11 protein-coding genes are annotated in these 12,369 nt (G+C 61.0%); 3 read left to right on the top strand and 8 right to left on the bottom strand.

Going from position 1 to position 12,369, the window contains the following annotated elements; all coding sequences use genetic code 11:
- The first annotated feature begins 163 nt into the window (after positions 1-163).
- From phoB to ACK59H_RS03445, 3 genes are all read left to right on the top strand, one after another.
- Positions 164-853: a phosphate regulon transcriptional regulator PhoB gene (phoB, locus tag ACK59H_RS03455; protein ID WP_003253341.1), complete on the top strand. Its 690-nt coding sequence runs from the start codon at positions 164-166 to the stop codon at positions 851-853.
- Positions 854-901: 48 nt separating this feature from the next.
- Positions 902-2,209, top strand: coding sequence for a phosphate regulon sensor histidine kinase PhoR (gene phoR, locus ACK59H_RS03450; RefSeq protein ID WP_060477252.1), 1,308 nt, complete (start codon positions 902-904; stop codon positions 2,207-2,209).
- Positions 2,210-2,336: 127 nt separating this feature from the next.
- Positions 2,337-3,677, top strand: coding sequence for a hemolysin family protein (locus tag ACK59H_RS03445; RefSeq protein WP_060477253.1), 1,341 nt, complete (start codon positions 2,337-2,339; stop codon positions 3,675-3,677).
- Positions 3,678-3,716: 39 nt separating this feature from the next.
- On the opposite strand, the gene ACK59H_RS03440 is transcribed toward ACK59H_RS03445, so the two are convergent.
- The 8 genes from ACK59H_RS03440 to ACK59H_RS03405 form a co-directional block, all read right to left on the bottom strand.
- Positions 3,717-4,016, bottom strand: a complete 300-nt coding sequence (locus ACK59H_RS03440; RefSeq protein ID WP_060477254.1) for an addiction module antidote protein — start codon at positions 4,014-4,016, stop codon at positions 3,717-3,719.
- Complete coding sequence (locus ACK59H_RS03435; protein WP_060477255.1) at positions 4,013-4,315, bottom strand: type II toxin-antitoxin system RelE/ParE family toxin; 303 nt, start codon at positions 4,313-4,315, stop codon at positions 4,013-4,015. The genes ACK59H_RS03440 and ACK59H_RS03435 overlap by 4 nt, the downstream gene beginning before the upstream one ends.
- Before the next feature lie 41 nt (positions 4,316-4,356).
- Positions 4,357-5,259 (bottom strand): M23 family metallopeptidase, encoded by a 903-nt coding sequence (locus tag ACK59H_RS03430; RefSeq protein WP_060477256.1) that lies wholly within the window; start codon positions 5,257-5,259, stop codon positions 4,357-4,359.
- A 114-nt stretch (positions 5,260-5,373) separates the two neighbouring features.
- The gene (locus ACK59H_RS03425) at positions 5,374-6,273 is read right to left on the bottom strand and encodes a response regulator (protein WP_060477257.1); all 900 of its coding nucleotides are present in this window, start codon (positions 6,271-6,273) and stop codon (positions 5,374-5,376) included.
- A gap of 164 nt (positions 6,274-6,437) precedes the next feature.
- Complete coding sequence (gene phoU, locus ACK59H_RS03420) at positions 6,438-7,208, bottom strand: phosphate signaling complex protein PhoU (RefSeq protein ID WP_060477258.1); 771 nt, start codon at positions 7,206-7,208, stop codon at positions 6,438-6,440.
- Positions 7,209-7,362: 154 nt separating this feature from the next.
- A complete protein-coding gene (gene pstB, locus ACK59H_RS03415) occupies positions 7,363-8,196 on the bottom strand; it encodes a phosphate ABC transporter ATP-binding protein PstB (protein WP_060477259.1) in 834 nt (277 codons plus the stop codon).
- 73 nt (positions 8,197-8,269) lie between these two features.
- The gene (gene pstA, locus ACK59H_RS03410) at positions 8,270-9,940 is read right to left on the bottom strand and encodes a phosphate ABC transporter permease PstA (RefSeq protein ID WP_409264248.1); all 1,671 of its coding nucleotides are present in this window, start codon (positions 9,938-9,940) and stop codon (positions 8,270-8,272) included.
- A 17-nt stretch (positions 9,941-9,957) separates the two neighbouring features.
- The gene (locus ACK59H_RS03405) at positions 9,958-12,246 is read right to left on the bottom strand and encodes an ABC transporter permease subunit (protein WP_060477261.1); all 2,289 of its coding nucleotides are present in this window, start codon (positions 12,244-12,246) and stop codon (positions 9,958-9,960) included.
- Positions 12,247-12,369 lie beyond the last annotated feature (123 nt).

Genomic DNA, 12,369 nt, shown 5'->3' with positions numbered 1-12,369 from the left:
GAATTCGGGGGGTAGAGTGCAGCCTGTTTACCGCCTTGGCGGCCCTGTGAAGCCTAGCGCAGTCATGCAATGTCGCCAGAACGGCCAACGCCCTGTCACACAGCTGCAATAATTCCGTTATCTAATGCGGGCCAAGACACGAATCCTGGGAGAGGTTTTAAGCATGGTTGGCAGAAACATTCTGATCGTCGACGACGAAGCGCCTATTCGCGAGATGATCGCCGTTGCATTGGAAATGGCCGGCTATGACTGCCTTGAGGCGGAAAACTCCCAGCAGGCCCACGCGATCATCGTCGACCGCAAGCCTGACCTGATCCTGCTCGACTGGATGCTGCCCGGCACGTCTGGCATCGAACTGGCACGCCGCCTCAAGCGCGACGAGCTCACCGGTGACATCCCGATCATCATGCTTACTGCCAAGGGCGAGGAAGACAACAAGATCCAGGGCCTGGAAGTGGGTGCCGACGACTACATCACCAAACCATTCTCCCCACGGGAGCTGGTTGCTCGGCTCAAGGCCGTGCTGCGACGCACCGGCCCAAGCGACAGTGAAGCGCCGATCGAAGTCGGTGGCCTGCTGCTCGACCCGATCAGCCACCGCGTGACCATCGACGGCAAGCCGGCCGAGATGGGCCCGACCGAATATCGCTTGCTGCAGTTCTTCATGACTCACCAGGAGCGTGCCTACACCCGTGGCCAGCTGCTGGATCAAGTGTGGGGCGGTAACGTGTATGTCGAGGAGCGCACCGTCGACGTACATATCCGTCGCCTGCGCAAGGCGTTGGGTGAGGCTTACGAAAATCTGGTACAAACCGTCCGGGGCACTGGCTACCGCTTCTCGACCAAAAGCTGATCGAGCCTACCAGCACCAAGCCGCAAGCCGCTGTACAAGGACCGTCAATTGAACCAGAACTGGCACGCCACCCTGATTCGCCACCTGCTGCTGCTGATCAGCGTCTGCCTGATCGGTGGCCTGGTCAGCGGCTATTACGGCTGGAGCCTGGCCATCGGCCTGGCACTCTACCTGGGTTGGACCCTCAAGCAGCTGTTGCGCCTGCACGACTGGCTACGCAATCACCAACCCGACGAGGCACCACCGGATGGTTACGGGCTTTGGGGCGAGGTGTTCGACAGCATCTACCACCTGCAACGCCGCGACCAGCGGGTGCGCGGGCGCTTGCAGGCGGTGATCGACCGGGTGCAGGAGTCCACTGCCGCCCTGCGCGACGCGGTGATCATGCTCGACAGCGATGGCAACCTGGAGTGGTGGAACCGCGCAGCAGAGACGCTGCTCGGCTTCAAGACCCCCCAGGACGGTGGCCAGCCGGTGACCAACTTGGTACGGCACCCGCGTTTCAAGGAATACTTCGAGGCAGAGAATTACGCCGAACCGCTGGAAATCCCCTCCCCGATCAATGACCGCATGCGCGTGCAGCTACATATCACCCGTTACGGCAACAATGAGCATCTGATGCTGGTGCGCGACGTCACCCGTATTCACCAGCTCGAACAAATGCGCAAGGATTTCGTCGCCAACGTATCCCACGAACTGCGCACACCGCTGACGGTGATTACCGGTTACCTGGAAACCCTGCTGGATAACGTCGAAGATGTGAATCCGCGCTGGGCCAGGGCATTACAGCAGATGTCCCAGCAAGGCTCACGCATGCAGACGCTGCTCAACGACCTTCTTTTGCTGGCGAAGTTGGAAGCCACCGATTACCCGTCGGACAACCAGCCGGTGGCGGTCGACGCGCTGCTCACCGCGATCAAGCACGATGCCCAAGCGCTGTCTGGCCCACGCAATCAGAAAATCACCCTTGAGGCGGCACCAGGCTTGCGTTTGAAAGGTAGCGAGTCAGAGCTGCGCAGCGCCTTCTCCAACTTGGTGTTCAACGCGGTCAAGTACACCCAGGACGAAGGCAGCATTCGCATTCGCTGGTGGGGCGACGATCAGGGCGCGCACCTTTCGGTGCAGGACTCTGGGGTGGGTATCGACGCCAAGCACCTGCCGCGCCTGACTGAACGCTTCTACCGGGTCGACTCCAGCCGCGCATCCAATACCGGCGGGACCGGGCTTGGGCTGGCGATCGTCAAACACGTGCTGATGCGCCATCGAGGCAAACTGGAAATCAGCAGCGTTCCGGGCCACGGCAGCACATTCACCTGCCATTTTTCTACGGCTCAGTTGGCCAGCCGCGAAAGTTGAAGCGTTGAGCCGATCTGGCAGCCCTTTGCTTTTAGAGCCCCAGCGGCTACATTGAACCCCCTGTGCCAGCAAGAGCTGGCACTTTTTTTCTCCCCACTGCTAAGACGGACCCCGTAAAAACTCCATCATGGACCCTTCCCCTGGTTTCAGCCTCGCCTCGTTATTCGCCGATTTCGGCATGATTTTCTTTGCCTTCCTGCTGGTACTGCTCAACGGCTTCTTCGTTGCTGCCGAGTTCGCCATGGTCAAACTGCGCGCTACCCGCGTGGAGTCCATCGCTGAACTGCATGGCTGGCGCGGCAGCATTCTGCGCAAAGTTCACAACCAGCTCGACGCCTACCTCTCGGCCTGCCAGCTAGGCATCACCCTGGCCTCGCTGGGCCTGGGCTGGGTCGGTGAACCCGCTTTCGCCCACCTGCTCGAGCCATTGCTAGCCTACCTGGGCGTGGACAGCGCCGAAGTGGTCAAGGCGGTGTCGTTCTTCGTCGCGTTCTTCGTTATTTCGTACCTGCACATCGTGGTCGGCGAGCTGGCGCCCAAGTCGTGGGCCATCCGCAAGCCCGAACTGCTGTCGCTGTGGACGGCAGTGCCGCTGTACCTGTTCTACTGGGCCATGTACCCGGCCATCTACCTGCTCAACGCCAGCGCCAATACCATCCTGCGCATCGCAGGCCAAGGTGAGCCCGGCCCGCACCACGAGCACCACTACAGCCGTGAAGAGCTCAAGCTGATCCTGCATTCCAGCCGTGGCCAGGACCCAAGCGACCAAGGCATGCGGGTGCTCGCCTCTGCCGTGGAAATGGGCGAACTGGAAGTGGTGGACTGGGCCAATTCCCGTGAGGACATGGTCATCATCGACGCCCATGCGCCGCTCAAAGAGATCCTCGCCCTGGTGCGCCGGCACAAGTTCAGCCGCTACCCGGTGTACGACGCCGCGCGTGAGGAGTTCACGGGTCTGCTGCATATCAAGGACCTGCTGCTGGAGCTGGCCGAGCTCGAACACCTGCCCGAAACCATCGACCTTGAAGACCTGGCCCGCCCGCTTGAGCGCGTATCACGGCATATGCCGCTGTCGCAGTTGCTGGAGCAGTTCCGTAAGGGCGGCGCGCACTTCGTGCTGGTGGAGGAAGCCGACGGCAAGGTGATCGGCTACCTGACCATGGAAGACGTGCTGGAAGTGCTGGTGGGCGACATTCAGGACGAACACCGCAAGACCGAACGCGGCATCCTCGCCTATCAGCCAGGCAAGTTGCTGGTGCGCGGCGATACGCCACTGTTCAAGGTCGAGCGCCTGCTCGGTGTCGACCTTGACCACATCGAGGCGGAAACCCTCGCCGGCCTGGTCTACGAGACCCTCAAGCGCGTGCCTGAGGAAGAGGAAGTGCTGGAGGTCGAAGGCCTGCGCATCATCATCAAGAAGATGAAAGGGCCCAAGATTGTCCTGGCCAAGGTGCTCAAGCTGGATTGACTTGCGGGGCCGCTCGATGGCCCCGCTGGTTTATTCGTATCACTGCGCCGGTTTGCTGTGTCTGCGGGAGGTCAAGTCAAGACCAACCGCCCGCATCACAGCCAACATCGTCTTGAGCGTAGGGTTACCTTTCTCCGAGAACGACCGATACAGATGCTCCCGGGAAACACCCGCCTCAGTGGCAATAGTGGTCATACCCTTAGCGCGGGCCACTACACCGAGGGCCTGCGCAATGTACGCCGCGTCACCCGTCTCAAACGCATCCTCCATGAATATGGCGATGGACTCTGCATCGGTCAGCGCTTCGGCTGGGTCGTAATCATAAAACTGTTCTTTCATTCATCATCACTCCACTGGCTGGCCAGTGATTTCGCTGTCTCGATATCTCGCGACTGGCTGCTCTTGTTCCCACCACATAACAACAGTACCAACTGATTACCGCGTTGCTGATAATAGATACGGTAACCGGGGCCGTGATGGATACGCAGTTCGCTGATACCTTGACCCACTGGCTGGACATCACCAAGCAAACCATGCGCCAAGCGAAAAACGCGTGCAGCAATTATTGCCCTAGCCTGCTTGTCCCGTAGCTTGCGCTCCCAATTCCTGTAGGTGGCTGTCTGCTTGATACTCTTCATGGGCAACTTGTAGCTTATAAATCACATTCTAGCAAGAGTACTCACGGGTTGCCGGCCGTGAAGTCCGGCAACCCGCCAAGCGGACGGTCGAACTGAAACGGTATCGACTCCAGCGCCAGCCCCACATTGCGTTGCACCACGAAATGCAGGTGGGGCCCGGTGCTATTACCGGTATTGCCAGACTTGGCCAGGGCCTGCCCGACCACGACCTGCTGCCCTTCACGCACTTTCACTGACCCTTGCATCAGGTGCAGGTAGACGCCCATGGTGCCGTCAGGGTGCAAGATGCGCACAAAATTGCCCCCTGGATTGGTGCCCCGGCCACTCTGGCCATTCTCCACCTTCACCACCATACCGCCGCGCGCGGCAATGATTGGCGTGCCTTCGGGCATGGCAATGTCCATGGCGTAGCGGCTTTTCGGCCCGAAGTGGCTAAAGCGGCCGTTAGGCCCCTGTGTCAGGCGAAAAGGCCCACCCTTCCAGGGGAACGGGTAGCGGTAGGCCAGTGAACGCGGGGCCGGGTCGCCCATGGCGTACTGAAAGCGGGTGGCATACTGCAGTTGGCCACTAGGCGCTGCCAGCACAGAACTGAGCACCTTGCTCGAACGTGGCCCTACCACCATGCGGACATGGCGCGGCTGGTTGCCGCCGAAGGCGTTGTTCAGTTTGTCGATGTACAGCTCCACCTGCATGGGCACGTACGACTCGTTGCGCACCATGAAACGCACCCCGCCGGGGAAGGTTTCGGCCTGCAGGCGCAGCTTGCCCTCGATCTGGTCGAGGATCGGCTCGCCAAGTTCGAAGGTTTTGGCGCCAGGGCTGTAGCGCTCGGAATATGACACCACACCGGCATCATCGACGCTCTTGTAGACCGTCACACCCAAGCTGGACGCCGAGGCCGACAGCAAGGCACACAACAACAGCAAGCGGGCGACGGCTGGCATGATAGTGGCTTTTTGACAGTGACTATCTGTCGAAGACTAGCAGCGCCATTGCACGGCAGCCGTGCAACTGGTCGGAACGCCCCTTTGGAGCGGCGTTGCCGCTCCAACAGCAGGTCAGGCGCCGGGGGTGAAATGCTTCTGCTGGGTGCCGCGGGCGATCAGCCGCGAGAGGTAGTCGAGCTTCTGCGCATCCTGGTCGACGAACTTGAAGGTCAACTGCAGCCAGTCACTCTCAGGCTTGGGCTCCAAGGCCGCGATGGCGTGCAGATAGCCGTTCAGGCGAGCCACTTCGGCGTTTTCACCCTGTTCCAGGTCAAGTACCGCACCCTCGAGCACCTGTGGCAGCGCTGCACTACGGCGCACCACCAACAGCGCCTCTTTGAGGCTCAATGCTTTAATCACGCAAGGCTGAGTGCCGCTGGACAAACGCAGTTGGCCCTGCCCACGCCCGGTTTGAGCCGCGGCCGCTGCGGTCTGAGGCTTGGGCGGGTTGAGCAATGGCTTTGCCGGCGCCGCTGCGGGCGCCGCCATCCTGGCGGCTTCCGGCTTGCCGCTGGTCAACGCATTGAGCGAATCGTTGGCGAATGCAGAATTCACCCGTGCCGGCCCACCAGCAATCAAGCTTTCCAACTTGCCGATCTTGGTCAGGGCTTTTTTCACCTTGGTCAGCAACTGCTCGTTGGTGAACGGCTTGCCGACGAAGTCGGAAACACCTGCCTGAATGGCCTGGATCACGTTCTCCTTGTCACCACGGCTGGTAACCATGATGAACTGCAAATCCTTCATCTGCGGCTGTTGACGGCACCAGGTCAGCAGCTCCAGGCCGGACATTTCTGGCATCTCCCAATCGCACAGCACCAGGTCGAACGACTCCTTGCCGAGCATGGCCATGGCCTTGCGACCATTGACCGCATCTTCGATGACCATGCCAGGGAAGGCATTGCGCAGGCACTTTCTGACCAGGTCACGAATGAACGGTGCGTCGTCCACGACCAGCACATTGACTTTACTCATCGATACTCCTCTTGAACCCGACTAGCCTACCGCGCAATGGTGGCCACTTGCCAACTCTTGGTCACGCCGGGACTTCTTCGCATCGTTCGCGGGTGCCTGCCGTTTTGCTCTGCCATCAACGAAAACGCCCGGCACAGGCCGGGCGTCGATGCTCACGAGCAACTTTAGTTATCGTCAGCTTTGCCCAGAACATTAGCGTTTTCACCCGCTTCACCTGCGTTACCTTCGACCTCTGCCTTCATGCGCTTAAGGCCCATGTGGCGCACGTCGGTGCCGCGTACCAGGTAGATCACCAGCTCGGAGATGTTGCGCGCATGGTCGCCGATCCGCTCCAGCGAGCGCAGCACCCAGATCACACTCAGCACACGGGAGATAGAACGAGGGTCTTCCATCATGTAGGTGACCAACTCACGCAGCGCGGTCTTGTACTCACGGTCGATGGTCTTGTCGTACTGGGCCACCGCCAGCGCAAGGTCGGCGTCGAAGCGAGCGAAGGCATCCAAGGCATCGCGCACCATGTTGCGTACCTGATCGCCAATGTGTCGCACTTCAACGTAGCCACGGGGCGACTCGCCCTCCTCACACAGTTGGATGGCGCGGCGGGCGATCTTGGTCGACTCGTCACCAATGCGCTCGAGGTCGATCACCGACTTGGAGATGCTGATGATCAGCCGCAGGTCGGAGGCCGCAGGCTGGCGACGGGCGAGGATGCGCAGGCACTCTTCGTCGATGTTGCGCTCCATCTGGTTGATCTGTTCATCGACTTCTCGCACCTGCTGGGCCAGGCCCGAGTCCGCCTCGATCAGCGCGGTAACGGCATCGTTCACCTGCTTTTCGACCAGGCCACCCATGGCCAGCAGGTGGCTGCGCACCTCTTCCAGTTCGGCGTTGAACTGCTGGGAAATATGGTGCGTCAGGCTTTCTTTGTTGATCATCGTTTCGCTCCGCGAAGCAGCTGCAAGCTTCAAGTGGTTCGTATCGGGCCCCGTCGGAGCAGCTCACCTGCGATCGCCGGCAAAGCCGGTGTCAGGCCGCCTGCTTGGCAAGTGAATCCGCTCCAACAGATGCCACGTAGTCATCTGGACTGAATCAGCCGTAACGACCGGTAATGTAGTCCTCGGTCTGCTTTTTCGCAGGGTTGGTGAACAACGTGTCGGTGTCTCCGAATTCGATCAGCTTGCCCATGTACATGAACGCTGTGTAGTCCGAAACCCGGGCCGCCTGCTGCATGTTGTGGGTCACGATGACGATGGTGTATTTGGCTTTGAGCTCGTAGATCAGCTCTTCGACTTTGAGCGTCGAGATCGGGTCCAGGGCCGAGCAGGGTTCGTCGAGCAGCAGCACTTCTGGCTCCACGGCGATGGTACGAGCAATCACCAGGCGCTGCTGCTGGCCACCGGACAGGCCCAGGGCAGACTCATGCAGGCGGTCCTTGACCTCGTCCCACAGCGCAGCACCCTTCAATGCCCACTCCACGGCTTCATCGAGCACACGCTTTTTGTTGATGCCCTGGATGCGCAGGCCGTAGACCACGTTCTCGTAGATGGTCTTGGGGAATGGGTTGGGCTTCTGGAACACCATGCCGACTCTGCGACGCAACTCAGCCACGTCTTCGCCCTTGCGATAGATGTTGTTGCCGTACAAATTGATCGCGCCTTCCACGCGGCAACCGTCGACCAGGTCGTTCATGCGGTTGAAGGTACGCAGCAAGGTCGACTTGCCGCAGCCGGACGGGCCGATGAAGGCGGTCACGCGCTGCTTGGGGATGTTCATCTGCACATCGAACAGGGCTTGTTTGTCGCCATAGAACAGGCTCAGGCCGGGGACTTCGATGGCCACGGTTTCTTCGGCCAGGCGCAGGCTCTGCTTGTCGCGGCCCAGGGCAGACATATCGATGCCGTGGGTATGGGATTCTTGCTGCATGGTCAACTCCATACGCTATCAATTCGTTTCACAGGGCCGCCTGGCTAGCAGGCGGCACGCTTGCACATCAGGCTTAGCTATCGAGCGCCTTGTATTTCTCGCGCAGGTGGTTACGGATCCACACGGCAGACAGGTTCAGCGTGGCGATCACCAGCACCAGCAGCAAAGCAGTGGCGTAAACCAGTGGGCGTGCCGCTTCCACATTCGGGCTCTGGAAGCCGACGTCATAGATGTGGAAGCCAAGGTGCATGATCTTCTGGTCCAGGTGCAGGTACGGGTAGTTACCGTCCAGAGGCAGCGAAGGTGCCAGCTTGACCACCCCCACTAGCATCAGCGGCGCCACCTCGCCGGCGGCGCGGGCCACGGCGAGGATCATGCCGGTCATCATGGCAGGGCTCGCCATCGGCAAAACGATCTTCCACAGGGTTTCGGCCTTGGTCGCACCCAAGGCCAGGGACCCTTCGCGTACGGTACGCGGAATCCGCGCCAGGCCCTCTTCGGTGGCCACGATCACCACTGGCACGGCCAGCAGTGCCAAGGTCAGCGAAGCCCAGAGCAGGCCTGGAGTACCCAGGGTTGGTGCCGGCAGGGCTTCAGGGAAGAACAACCGGTCGATAGAGCCACCCAGCACATAGACGAAAAAGCCCAGGCCAAACACGCCGTAGACAATCGCCGGCACACCGGCCAGGTTGTTCACGGCGATGCGGATCAAGCGGGTCACCGGGCCTTGCCGGGCGTACTCGCGCAGGTAGACAGCAGCCAGTACGCCGAAAGGCGTGACGATCACGGCCATGATCAGGGTCATCATCACCGTACCGAAGATGGCCGGGAAGATCCCGCCTTCGGTGTTGGCTTCACGCGGGTCGTCGCTGAGGAACTCCCACACCTTGGCGAAGTAAGTACCCAGCTTGCTCAACACCGACATGCCGTTGGGCTGGATGGCGTGCACTACCTTGCTCAGATTGATCTCGATTTCTCGGCCACTGCCGTCACGGGCCACCAGGCTATCGCGGGCAAACGCCTGGTGCAGGCTGAGCAGGCGATCTTCGATGGCCTTGTAGCGGCTATTGAGCTCGGCGCGCTCGGCGTCCATGTCGGCCTGAGCGGCGGCGTCCAGCTTGCCGTCCAGTTCCAGCTTGCGCCCCTGCAGACGCAGGCGCTCCAGGCCATGGTTGATGGCACCGATGTCTTTCTTCTCGAGGGTTTGCAGCTCGCTATTGAGCTGGTTGGCGCGTTTGAGACGAGCCTGCAGCTTGTTCCACGCCCCCGGGCCTTGGGCCACCACGCGGCCGTCTTGCTTGACGCTCACCAGGTAGCCGTAGAAGTTGCCCCACTCGCGGCGCTCAAGGGCGATCAGGTCGGCTGGGTGCTGCTGGTCCGACAACCACTCGCCCACCACCCAGGTGAAGTCGCTGCCGTTGAGGTCGCGGTTACCGACCTTGATCAGCTCTCGCGTCAGGAACTCGGGGCCGTCATCCGGCACCGGCAACCCGGCACCTTTGAGGCGTGCGCGTGGTACTTCTTCCTTTTGCACCACCTCGCCGATAACCACCAGGTCCGCCTGGCCGGGCACCTTGTAGGTGGCCTGAATCAGGTCGGCCGGCCAGAAGTGGCCCAGGCCGCGCACGGCGATCACTGCCAGCAGGCCGACGGTCATGATCACCGCCATGGCCACTGCGCCACCGCTGATCCAGACGCCTGGGGCGCCGCTTTTGAACCAGCCTTTGAGGGAATCCTTTTTCACGGATCGCTACCTTTCTATCAAAGCGACGAGTATTTCTTGCGCAGACGCTGGCGAATCAGCTCGGCCAAGGTGTTCATGACGAAGGTGAACATCAGCAGCACGAGGGCGGCGAGGAACAGCACACGGTAGTGGCTACCGCCCACCTCCGACTCGGGCATTTCCACAGCCACGTTGGCGGCCAGGGTGCGCATGCCCTCGAACAGGTTCAGCTCCATCACCGGGGTGTTGCCGGTGGCCATCAGCACGATCATGGTCTCGCCCACCGCCCGGCCCATGCCGATCATCAATGCCGAGAAAATGCCCGGGCTGGCGGTGAGTATCACCACGCGGGTCAGGGTCTGCCATGGCGTCGCGCCCAGGGCCAGAGAGCCCAGGGTGAGGCTGCGTGGCACGCTGAACACTGCGTCTTCGGCGATCGAGTAGATGTTGGGGATGACCGCGAACCCCATGGCGATGCCGACCACCAGGGCGTTGCGCTGGTCATAGCGGATACCCAGGGTGTTGGTGATCCACAGGCGCATGTCACCACCGAAGAACCAGCTTTCGAGCAATGGGCTGACCGCCAGAGCGAACCAGCCGATGGCCAGAATCACCGGGATCAGGATCGCCGCTTCCCAGCCGTCAGGGATACGCAGGCGGATCGACTCCGGCAGCCGGCTCCAGGCGAAGCCCGTCAGCAGAATGCCCAGCGGCATGATCAGGAACAGGCTGAAGACGCCGGGTAAGTGGCCTTCCAGGTACGGGGCCAGGAACAGCCCGGCGAAGAAGCCCAGGATCACCGTTGGCATCGCTTCCATCAGTTCGATCACCGGCTTGACCTTGCGGCGCATGCCAGGGGCCATGAAGTAGGCGGTATAAATGGCGGCGGCAATGGCCAGCGGGGCCGCCAGGATCATCGCGTAGAATGCTGCCTTGAGCGTACCGAAGGTCAGAGGCGAGAGGCTCAGCTTGGGCTCGAAGTCGGTGTTGGACGCCGTCGACTGCCAAACGTACTGGGGTGCGTCGTAGTTTTCATACCAGACTTTGCCCCACAAGGCGCTGAAGGAGATTTCCGGGTGCGGGTTGCGCAGGCTCAACGGCAGCAGTTTGCCGCCTTCTTCGATGACAATGCGGTTGGCGCGTGGTGAAAGGGCCAGGACGCCAGCACCCTCGGCCACCGGCTCGACCAGCAAGGTGCGGTGCGCGGTACTGTGGAACACGCCAAGCTTGCCGTCGGCATCCAGAGCGATGAAACCCTTGCGGCGCTCTTCGGCATCGATCTGAGCGATCGCTGCCTTACCCAGCTGGAAGGTACGAATCTGCTTGAAGCGCTGTTCACCATCCGGGTCGCGGGCCATGAACCACTGAGCCAGGCCGCCCTTGGAGTCCCCTATGATCAGCGATACCCCCCCAACCAGTTGGGTAGCGGCGGTGATTTCGGTATCGCCGCTCTCGGACAGCTTGTAGCGGCCGTTGAGGCTCTTGTCCCGCAGGCTGAAGACATCGGCAGTGGCGCGGCCGTTGATCACGTACAGCCATTGTTGGCGCGGATCGATGAAGATGTTCTTCACCGCTTCGGTCATCTGCGGCAGTTCAATGCGGTTTTGCTCGGTGGTGGTTTCGCCGGTCAGCATGTTTTCGCTGCGCGACAGCTCGATCACTTGCAGGTGCGCACCGGTGGAGCCGGCCAGCATCAGCGTATCGCCGTTGACGTTGACGCTCACGTGTTCCAGCGCACGGCCCTGGTCATCGAGCACCAACGGTTGCTGGCCATACGGATAGTCGATAGCGGGGCTGATGGTCTTTTTGTTGTTCGGGTAGGTGACTTTATAAGCGTGGTGGAATACCAGTGCCTGGCCATTGGACAAACCGAGCACCACCAGCGGGCTGCCCGGCTGGTCGGCGCTGATCGAGGTGACCTGGGCGCCTGGGGCGAGCGGAAGGTCGACACTACTGAGCTCATTGCCGCTCTTGGTGTCGAAGAAGATGACCTGCCCCTTGTCCGAAACGCGCATACCCACAAGGTTCTGCTCTTCGAGGGCAATCATCAGCGGCTTGCCCGCACCCTGCTGCAGCCAGGCCGGCGTCAGGGCCTTTTTGCTTGTCAGCTCGGCGCCCTGAAATAGCGGCAGTACTACATAGGCCAAGTAAAAAAAGATCAGCGTAATGGCTGCCAACACAGCAAGCCCGCCTACCAGAACATACCAACGGGTCAGGCGATCTTTGAGGGCGCGCATGCGGCGCTTGCGTTGCAACTCGGGCGTATTGAAGTCAATCCGCACGGGCGGGGAGTTCGGGGTCATTGTGGAATTGGCCAGATCGTTCATGCGCACACCCTAGCGGTCCTGTATGACAAAAACATGACAGTGAGTTGACGCAAAAAAGCCCGCCGCTCAGGAACCCTGGCAACGGACTGGGAAGTCGTGGAAGAGGCCGGTAGCAGCGCCGGC

Source organism: Pseudomonas sp. KCJK9000, from assembly GCF_046230725.1.
Taxonomy (GTDB): domain Bacteria; phylum Pseudomonadota; class Gammaproteobacteria; order Pseudomonadales; family Pseudomonadaceae; genus Aquipseudomonas; species Aquipseudomonas promysalinigenes.
The sequence above is the reverse complement of the archived record's forward strand: the minus strand, read 5'-3'. Positions and strand labels throughout refer to the sequence as shown.